The 25,454-nt window shown below is 49.0% G+C and carries 22 protein-coding genes; 13 read left to right on the top strand and 9 right to left on the bottom strand.

Annotated features, from left to right (window positions below; all coding sequences use genetic code 11):
- The first annotated feature begins 77 nt into the window (after positions 1–77).
- Entirely contained in the window at positions 78–2,192 is a 2,115-nt protein-coding gene (locus AC506A_RS07925; protein WP_495460411.1) for a sensor histidine kinase, read from the top strand.
- Here the strand turns inward: AC506A_RS07925 and AC506A_RS07920 are convergent.
- Positions 2,176–2,499 (bottom strand): helix-turn-helix domain-containing protein, encoded by a 324-nt coding sequence (locus AC506A_RS07920; protein ID WP_091215574.1) that lies wholly within the window; start codon positions 2,497–2,499, stop codon positions 2,176–2,178. The two genes, AC506A_RS07925 and AC506A_RS07920, sit on opposite strands and share 17 nt — an antisense overlap.
- A 328-nt stretch (positions 2,500–2,827) precedes the next feature.
- Here AC506A_RS07920 and araA point away from each other — a divergent pair, with 328 nt between their 5' ends.
- The gene (araA, locus tag AC506A_RS07915; RefSeq protein WP_495460410.1) at positions 2,828–4,321 is read left to right on the top strand and encodes an L-arabinose isomerase; all 1,494 of its coding nucleotides are present in this window, start codon (positions 2,828–2,830) and stop codon (positions 4,319–4,321) included.
- A gap of 97 nt (positions 4,322–4,418) precedes the next feature.
- Here the strand turns inward: araA and AC506A_RS07910 are convergent, their stop codons facing one another.
- Positions 4,419–6,302 (bottom strand): terpene cyclase/mutase family protein, encoded by a 1,884-nt coding sequence (locus tag AC506A_RS07910; protein WP_495460409.1) that lies wholly within the window; start codon positions 6,300–6,302, stop codon positions 4,419–4,421.
- Between the two features lie 192 nt (positions 6,303–6,494).
- Between AC506A_RS07910 and AC506A_RS07905 the strand changes: the two genes are divergently transcribed.
- The 4 genes from AC506A_RS07905 to AC506A_RS07890 all read left to right on the top strand — a co-directional run bounded on the left by AC506A_RS07905 (position 6,495) and on the right by AC506A_RS07890 (position 11,679).
- Positions 6,495–7,535: a FecCD family ABC transporter permease gene (locus AC506A_RS07905; RefSeq protein WP_495460408.1), complete on the top strand. Its 1,041-nt coding sequence runs from the start codon at positions 6,495–6,497 to the stop codon at positions 7,533–7,535.
- Complete coding sequence (locus AC506A_RS07900) at positions 7,535–8,548, top strand: FecCD family ABC transporter permease (protein ID WP_495460407.1); 1,014 nt, start codon at positions 7,535–7,537, stop codon at positions 8,546–8,548. The genes AC506A_RS07905 and AC506A_RS07900 overlap by 1 nt, the downstream gene beginning before the upstream one ends.
- A 45-nt stretch (positions 8,549–8,593) precedes the next feature.
- A complete protein-coding gene (locus tag AC506A_RS07895; RefSeq protein WP_495460406.1) occupies positions 8,594–10,312 on the top strand; it encodes an ABC transporter ATP-binding protein in 1,719 nt (572 codons plus the stop codon).
- A gap of 131 nt (positions 10,313–10,443) precedes the next feature.
- Positions 10,444–11,679, top strand: a complete 1,236-nt coding sequence (locus tag AC506A_RS07890; RefSeq protein ID WP_495460405.1) for an aminopeptidase — start codon at positions 10,444–10,446, stop codon at positions 11,677–11,679.
- Positions 11,680–12,582: 903 nt separating this feature from the next.
- Here AC506A_RS07890 and AC506A_RS07885 read toward each other — a convergent pair.
- The 6 genes from AC506A_RS07885 to AC506A_RS07860 form a co-directional block, all read right to left on the bottom strand.
- Positions 12,583–13,119 carry a GNAT family N-acetyltransferase gene (locus AC506A_RS07885; RefSeq protein WP_495460404.1) on the bottom strand — a complete coding sequence of 179 codons (537 nt, stop codon included), beginning with the start codon at positions 13,117–13,119 and terminating at the stop codon, positions 12,583–12,585.
- 56 nt (positions 13,120–13,175) lie between these two features.
- Positions 13,176–13,808 carry a hypothetical protein gene (locus tag AC506A_RS07880; RefSeq protein WP_495460403.1) on the bottom strand — a complete coding sequence of 211 codons (633 nt, stop codon included), beginning with the start codon at positions 13,806–13,808 and terminating at the stop codon, positions 13,176–13,178.
- 12 nt (positions 13,809–13,820) lie between these two features.
- Positions 13,821–14,228 carry a permease prefix domain 1-containing protein gene (locus tag AC506A_RS07875; protein WP_495460402.1) on the bottom strand — a complete coding sequence of 136 codons (408 nt, stop codon included), beginning with the start codon at positions 14,226–14,228 and terminating at the stop codon, positions 13,821–13,823.
- 1 nt (position 14,229) lies between these two features.
- Entirely contained in the window at positions 14,230–14,556 is a 327-nt protein-coding gene (locus AC506A_RS07870; RefSeq protein ID WP_475780532.1) for a PadR family transcriptional regulator, read from the bottom strand.
- Positions 14,557–14,735: 179 nt separating this feature from the next.
- Positions 14,736–14,987: a hypothetical protein gene (locus tag AC506A_RS07865; protein ID WP_495460401.1), complete on the bottom strand. Its 252-nt coding sequence runs from the start codon at positions 14,985–14,987 to the stop codon at positions 14,736–14,738.
- A 139-nt stretch (positions 14,988–15,126) separates the two neighbouring features.
- Positions 15,127–15,540: a VOC family protein gene (locus tag AC506A_RS07860; RefSeq protein ID WP_495460400.1), complete on the bottom strand. Its 414-nt coding sequence runs from the start codon at positions 15,538–15,540 to the stop codon at positions 15,127–15,129.
- Positions 15,541–15,736: 196 nt separating this feature from the next.
- Between AC506A_RS07860 and AC506A_RS07855 the strand changes: the two genes are divergently transcribed.
- The 7 genes from AC506A_RS07855 to AC506A_RS07825 all read left to right on the top strand — a co-directional run bounded on the left by AC506A_RS07855 (position 15,737) and on the right by AC506A_RS07825 (position 24,978).
- Entirely contained in the window at positions 15,737–16,717 is a 981-nt protein-coding gene (locus AC506A_RS07855; RefSeq protein ID WP_495460399.1) for a substrate-binding domain-containing protein, read from the top strand.
- Entirely contained in the window at positions 16,714–18,153 is a 1,440-nt protein-coding gene (locus tag AC506A_RS07850) for a sensor histidine kinase (RefSeq protein WP_495460398.1), read from the top strand. Before AC506A_RS07855 ends, AC506A_RS07850 begins: the two co-directional genes overlap by 4 nt.
- Positions 18,150–19,748, top strand: a complete 1,599-nt coding sequence (locus AC506A_RS07845; RefSeq protein WP_495460397.1) for a response regulator — start codon at positions 18,150–18,152, stop codon at positions 19,746–19,748. The genes AC506A_RS07850 and AC506A_RS07845 overlap by 4 nt, the downstream gene beginning before the upstream one ends.
- A 25-nt stretch (positions 19,749–19,773) precedes the next feature.
- Positions 19,774–20,895, top strand: a complete 1,122-nt coding sequence (xylF, locus tag AC506A_RS07840) for a D-xylose ABC transporter substrate-binding protein (RefSeq protein WP_495460396.1) — start codon at positions 19,774–19,776, stop codon at positions 20,893–20,895.
- A 181-nt stretch (positions 20,896–21,076) separates the two neighbouring features.
- Positions 21,077–22,174 carry a sugar ABC transporter substrate-binding protein gene (locus AC506A_RS07835; RefSeq protein WP_495460395.1) on the top strand — a complete coding sequence of 366 codons (1,098 nt, stop codon included), beginning with the start codon at positions 21,077–21,079 and terminating at the stop codon, positions 22,172–22,174.
- A 96-nt stretch (positions 22,175–22,270) separates the two neighbouring features.
- Positions 22,271–23,791, top strand: coding sequence for an ATP-binding cassette domain-containing protein (locus AC506A_RS07830; RefSeq protein WP_495460394.1), 1,521 nt, complete (start codon positions 22,271–22,273; stop codon positions 23,789–23,791).
- A gap of 11 nt (positions 23,792–23,802) precedes the next feature.
- Entirely contained in the window at positions 23,803–24,978 is a 1,176-nt protein-coding gene (locus tag AC506A_RS07825) for a sugar ABC transporter permease (protein ID WP_495460393.1), read from the top strand.
- 191 nt (positions 24,979–25,169) lie between these two features.
- Here the strand turns inward: AC506A_RS07825 and AC506A_RS07820 are convergent, their stop codons facing one another.
- Entirely contained in the window at positions 25,170–25,433 is a 264-nt protein-coding gene (locus tag AC506A_RS07820) for a metal-sensitive transcriptional regulator (protein ID WP_495460392.1), read from the bottom strand.
- Positions 25,434–25,454: the final 21 nt, after the last annotated feature.

The raw sequence follows: 25,454 nt of genomic DNA, 5'->3' as shown, positions 1-25,454 counted from the left end.
CATCTTCCCCCTCTTCCTAGGCTATTATAGCGAATCGAGGGAGGAGTGAGCAATCAACGATTTTTCAGGAGGCCGCTATGAATCGCCGATTAATCCTTTCTATTATCCTCATATTGTTTCCCATCCTCCTCCTTACCGGCTGCAGTGCCCAGAGCAGCGGGGAGAATCCTGCCGCGAAGAAAGGAGTTCTTGATCTTAGGGAATGGTCGTTTGAACGTGATGGCGAGCTCCCGCTTGCAGGAGAGTGGACGTTCTTCAGCGGACAGCTTCTGACCCCGGAATTAGCCATGAGGTATAACGGCTTACATGTTACAGTACCGCGTTCTTGGAACAGTTATCCGGGAAACAGCGGCATCAAGAATGGACAAGGTTTTGCTACCTATAAATTAACCGTACTTATCAAACCGACGGATCGCGTGCTCGCCGTGCGCGTACCGAATATTTTCAGCAGCTATAAGTTCTGGGTCAACGGCCAACTGCTTGCCGAGCAAGGCATAGTCGGGACCAGTAGAAGCTCTTCGAAAGCGCAGCAATTCCCGCGGATCGTTTCGTTTAATGTGGAAGGGAAGATGCAGCTGGATTTTGTCGTGCAAGTGTCCAACTTCCAGCATCGCAAAGGAGGCATCTGGGTTCCGTTTAAGATGGGCAACAGCGATACGCTCGTCGCGAATCAGATGAAAGCTTCTGTCCAAGAGATGCTCATCCTGGGAAGCTTATTCATTATCGGTATCTATCACATCGGTCTGTACGCTTTCCGCAGACAGGAGCGGTTTACGATTCACTTTGGCTTATTGTGCTTATTTATTGCAGCCAGAGCGGGCGTAACCGGCGAAAATTATATTTTGCAGCTGCTTCCTCTCTCGTGGGAAGTTGGGATGAAAATCGAATATATCGCCTTTTCGCTAAGCGCGGTTGCGGGTTACTTGTACGTGTATCGGTTATTTCCGATGGATGCGTCAAAACGAGTGATTCCTTTCGTAATCGGGATCGGGACCTCATTAGTCGGATTCGTGCTGTTCAGTCCTGCGATCGTGTATACGCAGCAGATCTCGCTGTTTCAAATCTTTGTAGTTGCTGTGAGCATTTATACATTAATCGTGCTGATTACGGCGAGGGTTCGCAAACGGATCGGGTCTGCTTTCGTACTGACAGGGGTGGCGGTGTTTGTGGTTACGGTGCTTAATGACATGCTGTTCTACAATGAATGGCTTCTATATGCACAGCTCATACCGCTGGGATTGTTCTTCTTTATGCTCATGCAGTCTTTTATTATTTCCAAAAGGTTCTCAAGCGCAATGTATCAGGTTGAGCATGTATCAAGTGAGCTGAGAGAGCTGAATGCGCATTTGGAGGAGCGAATTGAAGAGCGGACGACGGAGCTAAGCGAAGCGAATGAATCGCTGGAGCAGACGAATCGGGACCTGCATCGTTCGGAATCGTCAAGAAGACATCTCATGACGAATATTTCGCATGATCTGCGGACGCCGATTACGCTGCTGCAAGGGTATTTGGAAGCGTTTCAAGATGGAGTTGTCAAAACGGAGGAGCAGCAGCAGCGTTACCTGCGCATGATGCTGGGGAAGGTCGGCGGACTGAATCGGCTCATTCACGATTTGTTCGAGCTGACGAAGCTGGAGGCTGGACAGACGAGGTTCGACTTCGCGGACGTTCCGCTCAGTCATTGGATTCAACAGCTGCATGATCTCTACGAAATCGATGTCATCAGCAGCGGCATGCGGTTCAGATGCGATTTTCACAGTGCGCACTCCGAGCAGGAGGGACATGCCCATGAAATGGAGCAACAGAACCGCATCATGCTGCGCCTGGATCTGCCACGAATGGATCAAGTCATTGCGAATGTCATTTACAATGCGATCAAGCATACGGAGAAGGGGGGCGAGATAGCGCTTTCTTTTTTCTTCGATGAGACAGCAAATCGGACTATCGTTACGGTTAGCGATACAGGCAGCGGAATTGAGGAAGAGCATTTGCCCTTTATTTTCGACCGATTCTACAAGAAAGAGATTTCCAGAAACTCGGCCGAGGGTGGCAGCGGATTGGGGCTCGCGATTGCCAAAGAAATTGTTGAAGCGCATGGCGGCACAATCGGTGCTGTCAGTACCTTGGATAAAGGGACAATGATATGGTTCGCGCTGCCTGCAACCCTACGAAGCGTTAGTCAGCTTGCCTGATAACCGCCATCATCCGATCGATGGATTGCTTTCGGCGTTCCTGATCCATGCCGTTTAGAATACGGATAATTTCGATCGCTTCAGGAGTTACAGGCGTTTCCGGTCTTGCAGCCTCCCCGCCAATGATGTAGTCAAGTGACACGTTAAATAAAATAGCGAGTTTCTTTAACGTCTCATAAACCGGCTGGCGGTTGTTGATTTCGTAATGACTGTAAGCTGAACGGGTAATGCCAATTTGCCTCGCGACTTCTTCTTGCGAAATGTGCTTTCGAAGTCGAAGTTCTCTCAAGCGATCTCCCATCGTCATAGTTTCTAGCTCCTTACGTCATTCTCGCCATCTAGTACTAGTGAAAAAGCTACACTTCGGCCCCACTAATAGTAATTTATGATACAAAGTGTATCAGTGTCAAGTGTTAAGTATAGAATCGTTAATAATTAAGTATTGAAAACAAAACTGCAGGAGCGTACAATGAGGTTGGAAGAAGTTGTACGTACAAGTTTTTAGCTGTACATACTCTAATCTTAAGCTTGATTTTGGCGTGAATGGCTATTTGAGGATCGTAATGGTGTTTGATTCTGCTATCATGTTCGTACAAGTTGGATTTCATTCAGGATTATGAGGAGGAGTATTTAACGTGATCCATGTTAAACGTTATCAATTCTGGTTCGTTACCGGCAGCCAGCATCTATATGGACCGGAAACGCTGCTTGAGGTTGCAGATCATTCTCGTATTATTGCTGAGGGCTTGGATCGCGATGAAGCGATTACTTATGAAGTTGTGTTCAAACCGGTACTGACAACTCCGGAAGAAATCTATAGTTTATGTGCAGCGGCTAATGCGGATGAGCATTGTGCTGGACTGATCACTTGGATGCATACGTTCTCGCCTGCCAAAATGTGGATTGCCGGTCTATCTGAACTGCGCAAACCGCTGCTTCACTTGCACACACAATTTAACTGCGATATTCCGTGGGATTCCATCGATATGGATTTCATGAACTTAAATCAATCGGCTCACGGTGACCGCGAATACGGATTCATCGGTGCTCGTATGGGGATTGCACGTAAGGTCGTTGTGGGGTACTGGGAGGATGCTGAGGTGCGTGGTCGGATCGCCGGCTGGATGCGCACATCGGTTGCTTTCACAGAAGGTCGTTCTCTCAAAGTTGCACGCTTCGGCGACAATATGCGCCAAGTTGCGGTAACGGAAGGGGATAAGGTAGAAGCGCAAATCAAGTTCGGCTGGTCGATTAACGGCTATGGGATCGGAGATTTGGCCGCTTATATCGCAGAAGTGACGGAAGAGCAGTTAAACGCACTGACTGATGAATACGAGGCGTCTTACGAGATCACACCGGAAACCCGTTCCAATGCCGAGAAGTGGGAATCGATCCGCGAGCAGGCTCGCATTGAGCTTGGCATGAAAGCATTTCTGCAAGAAGGCGGCTTCACCGCGTTTACGACAACTTTCGAAGATTTGCATGGCATGAAACAGCTTCCTGGGCTTGCCGTGCAGCGACTGATGGAGGCAGGTTACGGCTTTGGCGGTGAAGGCGACTGGAAGACAGCCGCGCTGACTCGCGTGATGAAGACGATTGCCGGCAATAAAGGGACATCCTTTATGGAAGATTATACGTACCATCTGGAGCCGGGAAATGAACTCATTCTTGGTGCGCATATGCTTGAAATTTGCCCGACGATCGCGGACGGCAAGCCTCGACTTGAGGTTCACCCGCTAGGCATCGGCGGCAAAGCTGACCCGGCCCGCATGACCTTCAACGGTCGCAGAGGCCAGGCTGTGAACGCATCGATTATTGATGTAGGCAATCGTTTCCGCCTTATCGTGAACATTGTGGACGCTGTAGAAACGCCGCATGATATGCCCAATCTTCCGGTTGCTCGTGTGTTATGGAAGCCGCAGCCTTCCCTTAAAGATTCCGCAGAAGCGTGGATTCGTGCAGGCGGTGCGCATCATACGGTCTTCTCGTATGAGGTTACGGCTGAACAGCTGGTGGACTGGGCAGAGATGACAGGCATTGAATGTGTCATTATCGACAACTCGACAAACCCGCTCGCTTTCCGCAATGAGCTTCGTTTGAATGATATGTACTGGCGTATGCAGCGTTAATTGTTAATTGAACTTATAAGGGTCTTATACTGGTTACTGTTTAGGGACTTTCCGGTGCGCGCTTGCGTATGGAATCGTCCCTTTTTTCTCGTGCAAGTCATGCCATTCCGAACTTGTTGCGGTATTTCGCCAGTGCGAGGAGCGGCCATACGAGAGGGTAGCTGTCATAACGAGTATAGAGATAGCCTGGCAATGCTGCTCCGGTTGGATACTTCTTCGGCAAGGGGTTATCTGAATCCAATGTGAGGATTAAGAAATCGCATGCTCGTTCCATGGCAGGCGAGGGATGTTCAGTAACAGCGATAAGTGCATCGAGCGCCCAAGCCGTTTGGGAGAGCGTCGAATAAGAGAGCGGAACGTAGCGCTTCACATGGTCACTGCGGCAGGATTCGCCAAAGCCGCCATCGGGGAGTTGGATGCGAAGAAGCCACTCTTTGGCCTTACGTATCTGAGGGTGGTTCGGTGACTCCCCGGCGGCAATCAAACCGGTCAGAGCAGCCCAAGTGCCATAGATATAACAGATGCCCCAGCGGCCGTACCATGAGCCGTCATCCTTCTGCGCACGATAGAGCCAATCCGCAGCCCGGCGCATGAAAGAGCTGTAATTGGTTGTCAGCCCGGTGTGCTTGCCCAAATATTCAAGGGTTCTGCCGGTCAAATCCGGCGTGGATGGATCTGTAGCGGCATCCTCGGCGCCGTCGAGCGGTACCCAGCTGATGATTCTGCTGTTCACATTACGCTCGAATGCAGCCCAGCCTCCATCTGAATTTTGCATGGACACCAGCCATTGCAGACCGTGTTCACGAGCTTGCTTAAAGGATATTTCGTGTGTGAGTCCATCAATGGCACGCATCGCAGCTGTCGTATCATCGATATCCGGATTTATCGTATTCGAGTCGGAGAAGCCCCACCCGCCGGGCAGCGGATGCTCCACATTCAGTTTCCAATCCCCAAACTTGGTATGCTGATGCTTTAATAAATAATTCCCGGCAGATCGAATGCTCGGGTGATTCGCGCTTACGCCTGCTTCTTGAAGAGCGTGGCTGGTTAATGCGGTATCCCATACAGTTGAAGTTGTATTCTGCATCGTGTAATGCCCACTGTCGCGCAGCAGAAGGGATTCGAGGCCTGCGACGGCGTTCATAATAATGGGATGATTGATGGTGTAACCAAGTGCACGCAGCGCATGAATCATAAGAATTGTCGCACTGGCATAGCAGTACAGCGTACCGTCCGGTTCAATGCGATCGAGCATGTATTGCTGCGCGCGAGCTGTGCCTTGTTTGTGCAGTGCGGTTAGCGGCGAAAGATCGGAGATGGAGGGGATTCGATTGTTAAAATGAAGCCCCCAGCTGTTCTGTTGCGAGAGAAGTTGTTCCAGCGACAATTCTTCACGATGGAAGCGAAGCGGTTCGACGTGAGGCAAAGAGAACGCAGGCTTCGTAGACCCGAGCAGCATCATCGGGGCCATGTGAACACGGGCATACCCGGAGAATTGATAGAAGTGAAGCGGTGCGGTTGGAGGGAGCAGCAGGAGCGAGAGCGGGACAGGGAACCAGCGCGGCCATTCATACTGTCCGACAGCAGCGAGCAGGAACTTGGTCAATAGGCTGTCGATGCGGGAGAGTCCTCCGAGTGTGGCGATGCTCTCTCTCGCTTTTTTCATACGAGGCTCAGAAGGTGATAGGCCGGCGAATTGTAAGGCAAAATAACATTCTGCCGTTGCGGCGAGATTGCCGTCTTCCTCATCGGGATATACACGCCAAGCGCCGTCCGCACCTTGATTGGCTATGATTCGCTCACATAAGGAATTGACTAACGCGGGCTTCTGAATGCCGCTGCTGGTCAGAAGCATGACTGCTGCTGCGTCAGAGGTCGTTCCGCTATCTATAAAACCAAGGCGCCAGCTGCCATCTTGACTTTGTTTGCGAAGCAACTTATATACCAGACGGTCAATCCCGCGATCCATTCGCTGATCCATGAGAATCACCTCTACCTGAGATCTGTTCATGTAACGCTGACTTTGTAGCATTAATCTTGCACATTCTTGGGAAACATTCGGCAAATAAATGGACAAGAGGCTTTGAACTCTTTATTATGGAAATGAAAATAATTCTCAATGATTGCAATCGGGCTGTAAGTTCGTCATCAGTGAAAAGGTGGTTTCTTTGAAGTGAACGTTCAATCTTCCTCACAAACACAGCAATTGGCCATTCATTCCCGGCCGCTCGCTGCCCTGCTCATTCTCATTTGCGGTACAATAGCACTAGTAATAACTGCCGCTATTTCGATTTGTGTTGGTGCCGCAGACACGTCGTTATCGACCGTATGGGATGCGCTCTTTCACTTTAATTCGGATTTGACTTCGCACCAAATCATAAGACAGCTTCGGATTCCACGCGTGCTTGCTGGTGCCCTCACGGGAGCCGCATTTGCCGCAGCTGGGGCAATCATGCAGGGGATGACGCGCAATCCACTCGCGGATTCGGGTTTGCTGGGCATTAATGCAGGCGCAGGCGTCCTGCTGGCTGTATGTTTTGCGTTCTTTCCAGGGATGTCATTCGTGAATCTCATGTTCTTCTCGTTTATCGGCGCTGCCGCAGCAGCTGGACTGGTGTTCGGGACAGGGGCGTTTGTCAAAGGGGGCCTTACTCCGGTGCGTCTTGTCCTTGCAGGTGCTGCCGTTACTGCACTGCTGCTCGCAATCAGCGATGCGATTGCCATTCATTATCAGGTAGGCAGAGAGCTGGCCTTCTGGCTCGCAGGCGGTATGTCAGCTGTGGAATGGGAGCAAATTCGTATTATTTCGCCTTGGGTGCTCGGCAGCATTGTCGTTGCGATCATGATTTCGCGTTCCATTACGCTGTTAAGCCTCGGTGAAGATATTGCAATTGGCCTCGGACAACGTACAGGGCTGATTAAGCTGATTGGAACGATCCTTGTGCTTATCTTAGCCGGTGCTTCTGTCAGCGTAGTTGGAGCGGTTGGATTCGTTGGCCTCATTATTCCGCATATCGCAAGGTATTTGGTAGGCGTTGATTACCGTTGGATCATTCCATGCTCTGCCGTACTTGGAGCACTCTTGCTTATCGTTGCAGACATCGGAGCCCGAATGTTTAACCCCTACTCCGAAACCCCGCTTGGCGCACTTATTGCGATTATCGGTGTACCTTTCTTCCTTTACTTGGCGATGAATGAAAGGAGGGAACTGTAATGAATTCCTATACAGTTACTCCTGCAGAGAAGGCACGGAAGATGAGGGCTTTCACGATTATGGGACTGATGGGCGGCCTTATTATTATCGTATTCATGATCAGTATGAGTACAGGCACGCTTAGGCTCTCGCCTAGTGATATGGTACATACGCTGCTGGGCTCGGGGACGGCTAATCAGGAACTGATTTTGTATCAATTCCGTCTGCCTCGGATTGTAATGTCGCTGCTGATCGGCGCTGGTTTCGCGGTATCTGGCTGTATCTTGCAAGGGGTTACGCGAAATGCGCTGGCCGATCCCGGCATCCTCGGCATTAACGCCGGAGCGGGACTAATCGTCATTCTGTATATATCCGTAAGACCGATAAACCATGCCATATTTCTGCTTCCTCTGCTTGCTATGGTTGGGGCAGGAGCAACGGCAGCGCTCATCTATAGTCTCTCGTACAGACGTCATCACGGCATTTCGACCATTCGACTTCTGCTTGTCGGAATCGCAGTAGCGGCAGGGATTTCAGCAGTCATGCTCGTACTGACGCTGAAGCTCAATCCGGATCAATTCAAGTTCGTACAGGTTTGGCTGGCGGGCAGCATGCTGGGCATGGACTGGCGTTTCGTCTTGGCACTATTGCCTTGGATCGTCGTGCTGCTGCCATTTGTCTATTACAAGGCACGTGTACTGGATGTGTTGAATTTAGGAGATCAGACGGCTTCAGGACTTGGTACAGCACTTAATCGAGAACGATTGTATCTGTACGGGGCAGCTGTCGCTCTAGCCGCTTCCTGCGTAGCGGTTGGGGGAGGAATCGCTTTTGTTGGATTGATCGGGCCTCATTTGGCCCGCAGACTTGTTGGTCCGCAGCATACCTATCTACTGCCGGCTTCGGCGATTACCGGAGGTCTACTGCTCATCATCGCAGATTCGCTTGCTCGTATGTACGATGTGCCAACGGGGATTGTAGTTGCGATTATCGGAGCTCCGTATTTTCTATTCTTGCTCACAAGATCAAGATAACAACTTTATTTCTAACAGGAACAGAGAAGGAGGAGTCCGTTCGTTATGCTTAAACGATTTATGTCTTACTATCAGCCTTATAAGAGGCTGTTCTATCTTGATTTCTTCTGCGCCATCTTCGCCGGGTTTCTGGAGCTTGGGTTTCCCGTAGCAGTCAATCAATTCGTGGATAAGCTGCTTCCAGGCAAGGACTGGGGGCTTATCACATGGGCATGTATCGCGTTGTTAGCGATTTATGCCTTAAATGCCATGCTCAATTATATCGTAACTTACTGGGGGCATATGCTGGGAATCAATATCGAAACTGATATGCGCCGCAAGCTGTTCGATCATATTCAGAAGCTCTCATTCCGATTCTTCGACAACAATAAGACGGGTCACTTAATGTCACGGCTCACCAATGACTTGATGGAAATCGGCGAGATGGCGCATCACGGGCCGGAAGATTTGTTTATCGCCGTGATGACATTAGTTGGCGCATTCACGCTTATGATGTTCATCAACTGGAAGCTGGCGCTTCTGACATTTGTCCTTGTGCCGCTCATGATATGGCTCGCGATCTTCTTCAGCAAGAAAATGACCAGAGCGTTCCATCAGCTCTTCAGCGACATAGCGGACTTTAATGCACGTGTGGAAGATAACGTCGGTGGAATGCGCGTCGTTCAATCTTTCGCGAACGAAACATTCGAGAAGGAGCAATTCGAAGTCAACAATCGTCGTTTCCGTCTGACCAAGCTGCTTTCTTATAAGATTATGGCTGCCAACACCTCGATTAGCTATGTGCTGAAGCGTTTCGTTACGCTGTTCGTTATGGTTTGCGGGACTTGGTTTGTCATTCAGCAAGAGCTGACCATCGGTGAGTTTGTCGGATTCTTACTGCTTGCGAATGTGTTTATTGGTCCGATCGAGAAGATCAATCAGGTTATCGAGAGCTATCCGAAAGGCTTTGCAGGATTCAGAAGGTATGTCGAGCTGCTTGAAACCGAACCAGAGGTTGCAGATCGTCCGAATGCCATAGTTGTAGAGAACCTGCGCGGCAATATCGAGTTCAAAGATGTCAGCTTTGGCTACGAAAATGAATCCAAAGTGCTCGAGCATATCAACTTGACTATCCAAGAAGGCGAGACGGTCGCGTTCGTCGGTCCTTCCGGGGCAGGAAAGACGACGCTTTGCAGCTTGCTGCCGAGGTTCTACGACGTTGACGCTGGCGGCATCACGATCGATGGACTAGACGTCCGTGATATGAAGCTGCATTCGCTGCGTAAAGGAATCGGTATCGTTCAGCAAGACGTATTCTTGTTCTCAGGAACGATTCGAGAAAATATTAAGTACGGGAAGATGGACGGGACAGACGAAGAGTTGATGAAAGCTGCGAAACAGGCACAGCTGGAGTCCTTTATCCTCTCCCTGCCGGATGGGCTGGACACAATCGTGGGAGAACGTGGCGTGAAGCTCTCCGGCGGTCAGAAGCAGCGTGTTGCGATTGCGCGGATGTTCCTCAAGAACCCGCCAATTCTTATTCTGGACGAGGCAACGTCCGCGCTGGATACGGAGACAGAATCGGCGATCCAGCAGTCGCTTGCTGAGCTGTCGCAAGGGCGTACGACACTCGTTATTGCGCATCGTCTGGCAACAATTAAGAATGCCGACCGTATCGTCGTCGTCACGGAGGATGGCGTCTCGGAGCAGGGTAGACACGAAGAGCTGCTTGAAGCCGGGGGACATTACAGCAGACTTCATCATGCACAATTTCAAATGACGTAATCAGATAAGACACTAGAACGGCTGCCCGAAGTGGGGCCGTTCTGGTGTTTTTTGCATCTGTTAATCTCGCGCTGGTATAATTGGTATCGGTATTAGGGTATTGGCTGCCCATACATAAAGGAGTCGATAAAATGAAATCATTCCAACATCGTCTGGAGCAATACGCGGCACTTGCCGTAGAGGTCGGCGTCAACGTTCAGCCCGGTCAGAAGCTCTGTATTATTTCGCAAATCGCAGCAGCTGAGTTTGTCAGAGAAGTGGCGAAACATGCCTATGAAATAGGAGCAAGCTATGTACATGTCGACTGGATGGACGAGTTAATAACTCGTACGCGCCTTGAGAAATCGCCGGAAGAAGGGCTGTCTTATTATCCGGAGTGGCATGCTAAGGGACGTGTTGCACTAGCGGAAGAGGGAGCAGCTTTCCTCTGGGTAGTGGCCGAAAATCCGGATTTGCTTAACGGAGTCGATGCTTCCCGGATCGGTCTTGCGACCAAGTCCCAGCAAGCTGCACTGCAGCCTTTCCGCAAGTTTACGCTTAGCAATGAGGTTGCGTGGTCGATTGTCGCGGTTCCTACGCCGGAATGGGCGGAGAAAGTGTTCCCATCCCTTCCTGCAACTGAGCGCGTCGATGCCCTGTGGGAAGCGATCTTCGCGGCAACACGGGTGGATGCGGCAGATCCGGTTCAATCTTGGCGCGAGCATGCCGACAATCTGCGCTCCAAGGCTGGCCGGCTTAACGAGCGCAGATACAAAGAGCTGCGTTATCGCGGTTCGGCTGGAACCGATGTTACGATTGGGCTTCCGGAAGGTCATATTTGGGTCAGCGCAGGTACACGTAACGGACAGGGCACAACCTTTATCCCGAACATGCCGACGGAGGAAGTATTTACTTCGCCGCTGCGTACAAGCGTGAACGGAACGGTAGTCAGCAGCAAGCCGCTTAGTTATAACGGCAATCTGATTGACAACTTCTCGATCACTTTCACGGAGGGACGCATTACGGCGTTTCAAGCCGAAGTGGGATACGATGCGCTTAAAGGGTTGGTTGAAACGGATGAAGGCTCGCACTATCTGGGCGAACTTGCGTTAGTTCCTTACCGTTCGCCGATTTCGGATACGAACCTGACGTTCTATAACACTTTGTTTGATGAGAATGCAGCCTGCCACTTGGCGATCGGTTTCGCGTTCCCGTTCTGCGTGGAAGGCGGCTTGTCCATGAGCAAAGAGGAGCTTGCAGAGCGCGGCTTGAATCACAGCTTAACGCATGTTGATTTTATGATCGGTACCGAGGATCTGGATATCGACGGCATTCTGCAAGACGGCACGCCGGAACCGTTGTTCCGCGGCGGCAACTGGGCATTCTAGCAGCCCAGTTTGCGGACCTTATGATCCGAGTGATAGCTCTTATTCATGAAGAGAGCACCATGAATCAAACAAGGTGGCGAAAGGGTTAAACCCTTTGCCACCTTTTTGATGTTCTTTCTTTCTATCGAACCCGGAAGCCCCCGGAAGCCCTTGTTAAAAAAATCCATTTCACGTCTACCGTACCTTGTGGTTGCTATTGAGGGAAACGGAGCGAAAGGGGGCTACTGCAAAGCAAGCAGTCTCCCGACCAGTCAAGTTGCAGCAACTCCGCGCCAAGCCCTCCCAGTCACTTTGCATCAGCCCCTCGCCAAACTATCCCAGTCCCCAGTCACCCCCCTCAAACGATCCCAATCACTTAGCAGCAGCCCATCGCCAAGCTATCCCAGTCCTCAGTCACCCCCGTCAAGCTATTCCGGTCACTTAGCAGCAGCCCATCGCCAAGCTATCCCAGTCAAACTTCTGCAGCATCTTCCAAACCCTCGCCGCTCTAACGAATTGTGGAGGCCTTATTTTGGCGAATTGAGCACCGCTAAAATTCTAACGAACCACAGAGGCCTTATTTAGCAGAATAAAGCAGAAATGCACGGGTTTTGGAGCCAATAAGGCCTGTAGGATTCGTTAGAATTTCAAATCGAGTTTTTTGGAGCAAATAAGCTTTCTATGATTCGTTAGCGAGAAAAACTAGTCCTGCGTAAGGTGTTAGTCTTTTTTCGGTAATCGTTTGGTTTTAATATCGCTTGGAAATGTTTTAGTTTGTTCAGCTTTTGACGATGCTTACCCACTGGATGGGGGGATATGATGCTTATCCTGCAACTTTGTATCGATTCACCTGTTCCCGAGCAAAACAAAAGCTGCCTCAAAAGTCGTGAACACTTTTGAGGCAGCTTTTTGTAAACAAAGCAATTAGCTGTAAAATTTCTCATACAAGCAGAACCCGCTAGGCGAGGTGCCTTTGTATGTATAGCCGAGCCCGCTGTAGAAGGCGATCAGCTTCTCATTGTTTGCGATACAGTCCAGTCGGATGCGATCCTTTCCTGGAAAGGAGACGCCTTCCTCGGCCCATCGCACAATATCGGCTCCGAGACCTTGTCCCGCATATTCGCGGTTGATCGCTAAGCGGTGCAAATAAACGATCGATTCGTGACCATCCTTGCCCCATAAGCCGTGATCCCAATCTCCGGGAACTTGCATCAGCAGGACAATACCGGCTAATACGTCGCCATCCTTGAAGAGGAACAGCTCGCCTTTGTCGATATGTCCGATTACGTTATGGTGATCGTCACCGTTCAGCAGGGCGCTCCACTGTTTAGAGCCTTTACTCTTCAACCAGGTGGCTGCGCCGACAAGCAGCTCCATAACGGCAGGAGCGTCGGATGCTACAGCTTGGGAGGCTAGAATACGTGCGTTAGCTTGATTATTTTTCATGATGTATGAGGGCATTTGCAATTCTCCATTTTACGTTTTGATCCCATTGTAGCATCCTGCGCCTAAAGCGATCAAATCTGTGGGTGTCTGGCGTAGTAATGCATGCTTAGCGGCCACCAAATCACTGCAAATATGGGGTAAATAGCCCAGATATGACCTGGCGAGGATGCCGCGTTCAGAACGATGAACATGCTGCTTGTTAGGAGAGAAGCGCATAATGCAAACGCAAACCATTTACGGGTGCGGCTGAAGTAAATGGACATCGGCCACCAAAGTGCTGCGTAAGTAGGGAAGATGATCCATGGGAACTGCGGCGAAAGCAGCAAATTAAGCGCACCATAAGATACGATGATGCAGAAGCTGCCGATTAGCGCCATGCGCAGTGTACCGGCGAAGCGGCCGGCATACATGATGATGGGCCACCAGATAATGGCGAAAGCCGGGTATAAGAACCATAGATGTTCAGGGCTTTGCGTAATATTCTCGACTATCAGGTACGCGATGATCAGCAAGCTGGTTACAGCCGAATAGGCTTTGATCCTGCCGGCAGCGGCGAAGTACATCGCAATCGGCCATTGAATGATGGCGAAAGCAGGGTGAATGAACCAGAGATAATCGGGTGAAGTCAGATGGTTGACGAGAATGAAGAACAGCACGCTCATCAGACTGCCCGTCACGGCAAAAGCGACGCGGGGACTTGTCATTGTTCCACCTCCTTACTTCCAGCCGAGCCACTTGTAGAACATCACAAGCGGCCACCAAGCGACGGCGAATGTAGGATATACAAACCATATCGTGTCCGGCGAGTAGTACAGGTTGATGAACAGCATGAGTGCAATGATTAATCCGCTGCCCCATAGTGAGAAGCCTAGATGAAGGCCGAATTGCTTACGAGCTGAAACCGGATCTTTGCTGCTTGCGCCGAATTCCAGTTTAATATCGGAGATATCGCCGAACTCCACGATCGCTTTATTGATTGCATCTTCCTCGGATTTGCCGCGGCGGATCAGGTCATAAACCTTTTCCTCTAGATTTTGCGTGATTTCCTCTTGCATCGATTGCTTCTGTTCGCTGTCCGGAATATCAAAAAACCATTCCTCTACATGTGCGCTGATCTTCTTCATCCTACAATCCCTCCATGAAAATATTGACGATCTCTTTGATTTCAATCCATTCTTCAACCGTTTCCTTCAAATAAGCCTTGCCCAGCTTCGTAATCTTGTAATAACGCCGCTTGCTTCCATGCGAAATGTCGCCCACGTACGATTCAATCAGCTCTTTGCGTTCCAGCCTTTGAAAGACCGCATACAGTGTGGCTTCCTTGATTTGAAATCGATCCCCGGTTCGCAAACTGATTTCTTTGGAAATCTCATAGCCATAGCGGTCTTCTTCATAGATCAACCGCAAAATAATCGCATCGAGATGTCCGCGAATGATATCACTTCGAATCATGTATGGTCCTCCTGTACAAAATAAATATCACCATCGGTTACTCTGTCACATAGTGCTCTATCTGACATAGTTCTATCTGATGGAGTAAATTTAACACAGATTACTCTACGTGTCAAAGTAATAATTATTTGTCCTTATAAACAAGAAAAAACGCCCGGATGGACGCTTTTCAAAATGACTTATCTCACTTTGTTACTAAGCAAAACACTGCTCGTTCCGTTATCCGGACGCGGACCTTTTTGAATGTTCTTGCTGCGATTGACAGCGTTCTGACCGCCTTGGTTGGCATTGAATCCTACATCTTTATTAATTTGACCGCCGCTTTGCGCTTTCTGGATCCATTTGAATCGACGACGATCGTTGTGGATCGAAATGTTGTAATTGTAGGTGATGTTAATGATTTTTGTGCATTTACAATTACTACCCATCATTCATCCTCCCATCCTATTCGTACACTATATGAATCTATCGGGAGAGTTGATTATGTGAGTATCAGGTAGACGAAACCATTAATTCAAACAGAAAAAACGGGACAGCCTTCAAGAGGCTTGTCCCGTTTCATTATCGAAGTTATAGTCCTTGGTTAAACTGCCATGTGATGCCGAATTTATCTGTAGTGATGCCATACAGCTTCGTCCAGAACGTTTCTTGAAGCGGCATGCTGTTCGATCCGCCTTCGCTTAGTTTCGAATAAATGCGTCTAAGTTCGTCAGCATCATCTGAAACGATTGCTAGACTAATATTGTTGCCCATTGTAAAAGGCATACCTGGGAATGTATCCGAGAACATGAGGTTACTTCCGAGTACAGTCATGCGAGCATGCATAATGCCATTCTCCATGCCTGGAGGCAGCGGATATTCCGGATTCGGAGGGATTTCGCCAAATGTCGTTAAATTTGTGATCTCCGTATTGAATACTTCCGCGTAGAATTCAATGACTTCACGTGTATTTCCTTGAAAATTCAGGTATGCATCAACAGACATTCCATTCACTCCTTCAGTGGTTTGGATGAAGATTATGGTCTTCATTGCCATATTGTATCATGTACAGTTCGATTAGAAAACATGAGTGAATGCGGTCAATTGATGACATCTCTTGCTGCAGTTTGGAGTGAAACTGGGCAGAATAGATGAATCATGTTAGAATTACGTGAAAATCGCTATTTGCTTAGGAGAAAATATGAAAAAGCCTATTTTCTTTACCCTATTTGTCGGTACCTGCCTCGTTGCGTTGACGATAACTTTATATTTGATGGTCTACCGCAACGATCTCGGCATGTCCGGCAATATGGAAAGTGCCGACAATCAGTCTGCCCCTCATATTGTCATCATAGCGCAAGAGCAGGGCAGCTATGTAATGAACGAAATTCAGAAAGGCGCTCGCACAGCAGCTGCCAGACATGGCATGTTGATCGATTTCTGGGGGGTATACCGCTCGAATGTCGAGGAGCTCATTAAGCAGGTCGATATTGCAATCGCTTCCAAAGTGGATGGCATCATTATTGAAGGCGTGGATCGGCCTGATTTCGTGCAGATCGTCAATAAGGCGACATTTCGCGGTATTCCGGTTGTCATGATCAATTCTGATGCGCCGGGAAGCTTGCGGAAAACCTACGTCGGTTCGGATCATTACCAAGAAGGCATCGTAATGGGCAACCATATAGCCGAAGCACTGAACAAGCAGGGGATCGTCGGTGTGATTACGAATATGGAAAGCTCGGACACGGACAAGCTGCGGCAGAAGGGTTTGCGCGAGGTGCTGGCACAATACAAGGGCATCCACTTGGTTTATGCATCTAAGGATAACGAGCATGTGCAGGCTAACGCGCAAACCAATGATATTCTGAATCATTATCCGAAGGTGAATGCCTTTATTGGGCTTCCGACCGACTCCGGTAAAAGCATTGTACAAGCCGGTGATTCTCGCACGCGCAGGCATGAATATGACGTATTCATGTTCGACAATTCCCCGCAAACGGTCAAATTGATCGAAGAAGGACGAATCGAATCCGGGCTGTCGCAGCATTATGAGGAAATGGGGCAGATGAGCGTTGATTTGATGAAACGCTGGTTGAACAGCGAGAAGCTTCCGCTGAGCAAGCGATATTTTACGCCAATCAGTGTTGTGGCCGCTTCCGATGACGGAGGTGGGGCGAAATGAATACAATTCGCAATAAAATGATGCTGCTGTCCATTCTCATATGGATCATCATGGCCGTCATCTGGCTGTCGATGAGCTTGTTTAATCAGCGGACGGTAGAGAAATACAATGAGATTTTGCAGCGGTATTTATTGATGAACCAAGCCTCCGAGCAAAGCCAGCAGGCGTTGACTTCGCTCAATACCTACAGGATGTCGCTCTCCCAAGAGAGCCTCGAGCAATTTTTCGACGATAATAATACACTGCTGCACACCAAGTCGGAGCTCAATTGGCTGCGCAATGCGAACAATGCCATGCTGCTCGATAACTTTCAACATATGCTGGAGAGCCAAACGGAAGCAATGGGGCTGGTCGTTCGGTTTCAGAAGGACAACAATGAGGATGAGGTCGCGAAGAAATTCGACGAGGCTTCGAATATTTCCAAATATATCTCAGAAGCGACACTAACGTTAATCAGCGGGGAACAGAAGACCTATGATGCCTTCTACCGCAAAATTATTAAACGCAGTGATGATCTGCTCAAAATGGGCTTCTGGACGCTCGCGCTCGTATCGCTAATGCTCCTCATCTTCTCCTTCCGCTTCGTGAACAGTGTTACTCAGCCGATTCTCAAGCTGACGCAGTCGGCAAGAGAGCTCTCGCGGGGGAATTTCCACAAGCCGATCGAAATCAATAACAATGATGACATGTCGTTTCTTGCCAAAACTATGGACACCATGCGTCTGAATATTGGCAATCTATTCGATGAAATTCAAAGCAAGGCGCAGTTGGAATATGATCTTCACAAACATAAGCTGATGTTGAAAGAAAGCGAGCTGAAGAGCTTGCAGAGTCAGATCAATCCGCATTTTCTGTTCAATACGCTTAACATGCTCTCGAAGGAGGCCTATTTGGCCGGGGCAGACAAAACAAGTGAGTTGATCAGCTCGGTTGCCGGGATGCTTCGCTACAATTTACGTCGAATGGACAGCAGAGTGACGCTCGGAGACGAGGTTGAGGTGCTGGAAGAATATTTGACGATTCAGAAAGCGAGATTCGGTGATCGGATGACGGTCGTGCGGGAGATCGATGAAGCGGGGCTTGATATCGACGTTCCGATTCTTATTCTTCAGCCGCTTGCGGAGAATGTGTTTATTTATGCGATTGAGCCTTCTGAAGACGGAGGAACATTAACCCTTCGCGTGAAGAGTCATGAAGAGTATGTCACGGTCGAAGTGTCCGATACGGGGCAAGGGATGGACAGCGAACAAATTGAACGGCTGCTGGCCGATACGGATAATTCCATCTATAAGGGGCATTCCACCGGTATTGGGATTCGGAACGTGCTGCATAGGCTGCAGCTGTTCTACGGGGTTGAAGATATTATTCAAATCGATTCGAAGATCGGAGAAGGAACATGCATTACGTTAACGCTTCCGAGGAGGCCCAAACTATGATACGGATATTGATTGTTGATGATGAACCAATCGAACGTATGGCGCTCCAGCGGATCATTGAAACGAGTTTCACGGAGGTCGAAATTGTCGGACAGGCTTCCAATGGACGAGAAGCGATTGAATTCGCGGAGCTGCTCAAGCCGGACCTGATTACGATGGATATCAAGATGCCCGGCATTAACGGGCTTCAAGCCATCGAACGAATTAAGACGTTTAGCGATACCGTTAAATTCATCGTCGTTACGGCGTTTGATACGTTTGAGTTCGCCAGATCGGCGCTGCAAATGGGGGTGAGCGACTATTTGCTAAAGCCGAGCAAAACATCGGTCATTCAAGAAACGATCGGGAAAGTCATACAAGATATATTGGCTAACCGGATGGAATCCGAGCATCGGCGGATGGATTCGGAGCGACTGCGCAGGATGCTTCCTATCGTTGAAGCGGATATTGTTTCTCAGCTGCTATTTGATGATGCTCCCTCTGTGCGTCTGAGCGAGATGATTGATTTATTAGGGCTGCCTGCTACAAAAGGCGGCTTCGTCATCAATTTGCTGCTCTCGGAGTCATCACATGAAGGCAGACACGAGCAAGGCCGGCATGAGGAGCTGGAAGGACTTCACGCTGTAATCGTGAAGCAGCTAGCCGATTGGAATGTCCATTGCTGGATCGGCAAGATTACCGGCAATCAAATTCCAATCATTCTCTTCATGGAAGGCGAGCAGTCCTTCCGCAGCTACGCTGTAATCATGGGCAGGAAACTCGTGCAGGCAGCCTTGCGCCATAGCGGGTATGAGCCTTTTGCCGGAATCGGCGGTTTATATAGCGACTTGAAGGAATTGCGCAAATCGTATCATGAGTCGATGCTGGCATCGGTAGATTTGTCTTTGCCTGCACGATTCTGCTTGTATGAGGATTTGCCTCGGCATGAGAGCAAGTCCATTAGCAGGCTGACGATGGAGCTCGAGAAGAATGTGCTTGAAGATGTTCGGCGGGGACATGTTGAGGCGGCGGCTGATCTGGTCAGGCAGATTATTGATATCTATGAAGGAGCCGGAGAACGCGTTGCGATGGCACAGCAGCGTGTGTTTGAAGTCTTGATCATCGTCAGACGGATGCTGCAGGAAATGGGCGTGGACATCCAAATGCTTTATTACCAAGGTCAAACGACGACCTATGTGCAGCTTCGCGCAGAAACGCGAGTGCTTATGAATAGCATAGCGGAAGCAACGGCGCTGAGCAGCGGAGAACTAGAGTCGGGACTGCTTCTGAAGCTGAAACATTATATCAAGGATCATGCGCATGAGGACTTGTCCTTGGAACGGTTGGCTGCTGTCGTGGACAGGAACCCGTTCTATGTGAGCAAGCTGTTCAAGGAACATTTTGGCATGAATTATATCGATTATTTGACGGAGTGCCGCATGGAGGCTGCTAAGCAGTTGATGCTGGAGTCGGATATGAGCTTGAAGGAAATTACGTTTGAGATTGGGTATAATGATCCCAATTATTTCAGCCGCGTCTTCAAGAAGATCGTGGGCCATTCACCGACGGATTATCGGAAAATGCTGCTGCGTCCATCGAACACCAAGCCACTGTAGCTAAATGGGGACAAGGAGGTTAACCGTGAGGCATCGACAACGACAACATCGAATACAAAGGAAGCTGCTGATGAGCTTAGTAGGCGTTACATTACTGCTGTCTGCTTGCTCACTTGGCGGAGGCGGAGCCGGTGTCCTAGCGGAGACCGGACAATCTCCGAAACCAGCAGCAGGAAATAAGCAATCAGCAGTAAAAGCGGGTAATGATCATCAGGTAGTCATTGGTTTGTCCCTCGATACGTTAGAGGAAGAACGCTGGAAGAAGGATCGGGATTTGTTTAAAGCTGCCGTAGAACAGCTCGGAGCTGAAGTAGATGTTCAAGCGGCTAATGGCGATGACGCCAAACAAATTGACCAAGCAGAGAATATGATTTCAAGCGGCGTTGATGTTCTTGTTGTGGTGCCCCATAACGCCGAGGCCGGAGCTGCCATTGTCGCTAAAGCTCATCAAGCGGGCATTAAAGTGATCTCCTATGATCGCTTGATCTTAAATTCCGATGTCGATCTCTATATTTCCTTCGATAATGAGAAGGCTGGCGAGCTTCAAGCAAGAGCGATCGTGGCTAAGGTGCCCAAAGGCAACTATGTGCTGATCGAAGGCGCAGATACGGATAACAATGCTCATATGTTCAAGAAAGGGCAGATGAAGGTATTAAAGCCATTCGTGGATCGTGGGGACATTCGTATCGTCTACGATCAATTCACGAAGGAATGGATACCTGCGAATGCCAGAGCAAACATGGAAGAAGCGCTGAAAGCCAACCATAATGCGATCGACGCCGTAATTGCGGCAAATGACGGAACGGCAGGCGGAGTCATCGCGGCGCTGGACGCTCAGCACATGGCAAGCGTAATCCCTGTCTCTGGAATGGATGCCGAGCTTGCAGCCGCGCAGCGCATCGTGGAAGGAACGCAAACGATGACCGTATATAAGCCGATTCCGAAGCTCGCAGAGGCTGCGGCCGACTTGGCTGTACGTATGGCGAAAGGCGAGAAGGTGAGTACGGCTAAGACCGTATTTAACAAGAAAATCGATGTGCCAGCCATATTGCTTGAACCCATAGCAGTCGATCAATTGAACATGGATGCAACGATTATTGCAGATGGCTTCCATCGGCGAGAAGATATTTATCGGACAGAGAATTGAGAAGAAGCGGTAGATCAGCGAAGGAGCTGGTCTACCGCTTTTTTATACCCAAAAACAGAGAAAGCCAAAATAGTGCAGATGGTATGAAAAAAGTGCTATAAGTTAGCGCTTTCATGATGTTTAACCGGTGCTATAGTTGGTTTTGTAAACGCTTTAGTATATTGAGAGGGGAAAACAAATCATGAAAAAAGGTTTCAAATCAATCGCACTAGTGCTGGTCATTATGCTGTTCGCAGCAATCGTCACTGCTTGTGGAGACAGCAAGAAGGTAAGTGTAGGTATCGTATTGCCGACGAAGGATGAGCCGCGTTGGGTACAAGATGAAACGCGTTTTAAAGCAGCACTTGACGGCACGGATTATTCAACGGAAATTTTGTTCAGCCAAGGTTCTTCAGCGAAAGAGAAAGAGAACGTGGAGACACTGATCAATAAAGGAATCCAGGTCCTTATTATTTGTCCGCAAGACGGCGATGCTGCAGCTGCTGCCGTAGAAGCTGCTAAAGATGCAGGCGTTAAAGTCATCTCCTATGACCGTTTGATTACCAAGACAGATGCAGTCGACTACTACGTTACATTCGATAGTGTAGCGGTTGGTAAAGCACAAGCACAATACTTGGTTGACCATGCCAAAGGCAATGGAGAACCGCTTTACTTGTACGCAGGTGCGGCATCCGACAACAACGCTTTCTTGTTCTTCCAAGGCGCTTGGACAGTGCTGCAGCCTAAGATTGCTGACGGTACATTCAAAATCGCGAACTCAAGCGAAGCTGAAGGCTTGAAAGATACGGCGGAGCTGTCCCGCGATCAACTGAGCAAAATCATTGGTCAAGTAACAACGAACTGGGATGCCAACGAAGCGAAGAACAAAGCACAAACGCATTTGACTGCAGCTGCTGCAGACATGAAAGGCGATGTAGCCATCTTGGCGCCAAATGACGGTACTGCACGTTCGATCGCTGACGTATTCGGATCTGATAAAGCGGTTACAAGCTTTGTTGTAACCGGTCAAGATGCGGAGCAAGCTTCTGTTCAATACGTTATTGACGGCAAACAATCCATGACGGTCTTCAAAGATGTTCGTAATTTGGTTAAAGACGCAATGGGGATGGCAATATCCATTTTGGATGGCAACACACCTGAAACAACTGGCTCGTACAACAATGGCAAGATCGATGTACCAGCAAAACAAACTGACGTTATCGTAGTCGACAAAGCTAACGTAGAAGAAAAGCTGATCGATTCCGAGTACTACAAATCTTCTGATTTCGAAGGGCTGTAAACGAAGCAGATAACGAGTAAGTAACGCGGAATAGTGATAGCACCGTCTATCACTATTCCTTGCTTGTAAGCCTTGTTTGGGTAAGGAGCGACAGACATGAGTGAATTCATATTAGAGATGAACGGAATTTCCAAGGAGTTTACAGGCGTTAAAGCGCTTTCGAATGTTAGCTTTAAGGTTAAGAAGGGCGAGATCCATTGCTTAATCGGAGAGAACGGTGCAGGCAAGTCGACGCTCATGAAGGTGTTAAGCGGTGTTTACCCGTATGGTACCTATCAAGGCGATATCGTCTATAACGGCAGCGTTCAAAGTTTCTCGAAGATCAGCGATAGCGTGAAAGCAGGCATAGCCATCATCTATCAGGAGCTGGCGCTTTTTCCGGATTTGACGGTATATGAGAATATTTTTGCAGGCAATGAAGTGAAGCATGGGGCTTTCGTGGATTGGAATCAAACGATTGTCAAAGCCAAAGAAATGCTGCAGAAGGTGAAGTTGAACGTAAACCCTGAGGCATTGATCAAAGATCTGGGCGTCGGAAAGCAGCAGCTTGTCGAGATCGCCAAAGCTTTAAGCAAGGAAGTAAAGCTGCTCATTCTGGATGAGCCTACGGCTGCACTGAATGAGGATGACAGCGAGAATCTTCTGCAGCTGCTTCGTGAACTGAAGAATCAAGGCATCACATGTATCATGATTTCACACAAGCTCAAAGAAGTCATCGCAATTGCGGATAAAGCTACCGTGCTTCGCGATGGGAAAACGATCTGTACGCTCGATGCATCCAAAGGTGAAATTACCGAAAGCGTCATCATAAAGAACATGGTTGGTCGTGAGATCGACGATATTTATCCGAAGCGGGCTGATAAACAATTCGGAGAGCCGATATTGGAGCTGCGAGACTGGTCTGCCTATGATCCGAAGCTAGGTCGAAGCGTGGTGAAGAACGTTCATTTGCACGTTAAAAAAGGAGAAATCGTCGGCATTGCCGGCTTGATGGGCTCCGGACGAACGGAATTGGCACAAAGCATTTTCGGCAACCCGAAGTCGTATAAATTGCAGGGCGAGCTGAGCTTAGACGGCAAACGAAGCGTATTCAAGCATCCGCAGGATGCCATCTCTGCTGGCATTGCTTATGTGACGGAAGACCGTAAAGGTGATGGGCTCTTCCTGATTCAAGACATTAAGAGCAACATTACCGCTTCGAACCTACATGAAATTTCTTCACGCGGGTTCATTAACAGCAATGAAGAAGTGAGCATCTCGAATAGCTACAAAAAGTCGTTAAATATCAAAGCTCCATCTGTAGAGCAGATTGTCGGCAACTTAAGCGGCGGCAATCAACAGAAGGTATCGCTGGGTAAATGGTTGTTTGTCGGCCCGAAATTGCTGATTCTGGACGAACCTACTCGCGGGATCGATGTCGGTGCCAAATTTGAAATTTATACAATCATGAACAAGCTGATCAGCGAGGGAATGAGCATTATTATGATTTCTTCCGAGCTCGGCGAGATATTGGGAATGAGCGATCGCGTCTATATCATGGCAGAGGGCCGCATGACAGGTGAGCTGTCCATTGAAGAAGCCGATCAGGAAAAAATCATGCATTTTGCAACGCAATAGGGGGAAGACTTGTGAATTTCTATAACGAAGCAAAGTCGTTAATTAAAGTTAATATTCGCGAATATGGCATGTATATCGCCTTGTTCGTCATCATGCTGACATTCTCCATCATGACGGATGGCCTATTCATGTCATCGCGTAACATCAGCAATCTACTCGATGCAACCGGCTATATCGCCGTGCTGGCCGTTGGGATGACGCTTGTCATCGTGATTCGGCACATTGATTTATCTGTTGGATTCGCGGCTGGATTTCTGGGTGCGATTGCTGCGATTTTCCTAACAGAGCTAGGGGTACCGTTCTATCTGACCATTCCGATCATCCTCGTCTTAGGGATTGTGGTGGGGTTGTTTAACGGATTCCTGGTGGCCCAAATCGGGATTCCATCATTTGTAGCTTCGCTCGCGGGCATGCTGATTTTCAGGGGAGCGCTGCTTCGGGTTACAGAGGATACCGGGACAATTATTATTAAGGATGAGCATTTTAACGCAATCGGGAACGGATTTATCCCTTCGATCGTGAAGATTAACGGATTAAACCTGCTATCCTTAATCTTCGGGTTATGTATCATCCTGCTTTATATTGTGATGGAAGTGTCCAAACGCAGAAACAAACTGAAATACAATTTCGAAGTGACTTCCATGAACATCTTCATGGTGAAGCTTGTATTCGTATCTGCTATTATCGGGTATATCACATGGATTATCGCAGGCTATAACGGCTTCTCTTGGACGGTTATCATCATGCTGCTCGTCGTCGTTATCTATCAGGTTTTAACGTCCAAAACCGTGCTCGGCCGCCATATCTATGCGGTAGGCAGCAACCCGGAAGCTGCTCATTTGAGCGGGATCAGCGTCAAGAAGATTACCTATATCGTATTCGGCTCGATGGGGATGCTGTCGGCGCTATCCGGAATCTTGTTCACGGCACGCTTGCAATCGGCTACGACAACGGCAGGAACACTGTTCGAGCTTGACGCGATTGCAGCAGCCTATGTCGGCGGTGTATCGGCAGCTGGCGGAGTTGGTAAGGTGACGGGCTCCATCATAGGAGCGATTGTCATGGCTTCCCTATCTAGCGGTATGAATTTGCTCGGCGTCGGTATTTCATATCAATATATGATCCGCGGTGCCGTACTGGCAGCTGCCGTAATATTCGATGTCATGACGCGCAAGAAGAGATCGTAGGAAGAAGCCGCTTGGTCCGCGAATATCGTGGATCCGGCGGTTTTTTTATTGTGTATGGAGCAGACGGGTATCTTATTCATGGGGGAAATCCGCAATTACGATGGCATTCAGACCTCGGTGGATTGCAGCAGCGGGCTGGCGAGGCGAAGCAGGAGATATATCGCGTCCGATACGCAGGGGAAGGCAGCACATTATCTGCTCTTAATAAGCAGTGAGACGGCTTCTTCCACAAGCTTGCTCGTGTCGCCGCCGATTTCATGTTCTTCCCGGATACACTGCTCCAGGTTCTTAGCGACCACATAAGCAATGGCTTTGTCTGCTGCGCTTCGGACCGCCGAGATTTGGGCGACTACGTCCTTGCAATGCTTGCCTTCTTCGATCATAGTTAAGACGCCGCGAATTTGGCCTTCCATTCTCCGCAATCGTTTCTTCAAATCGTCATCATAAGTTGTCATGTTGATTCAGCTCCTATTACC

It is taken from the genome of Paenibacillus sp. N22P23 (assembly GCF_059383735.1).
Note: the sequence above shows the minus strand (reverse complement) of the source record. Positions and strands in the feature narration are given on the sequence as shown.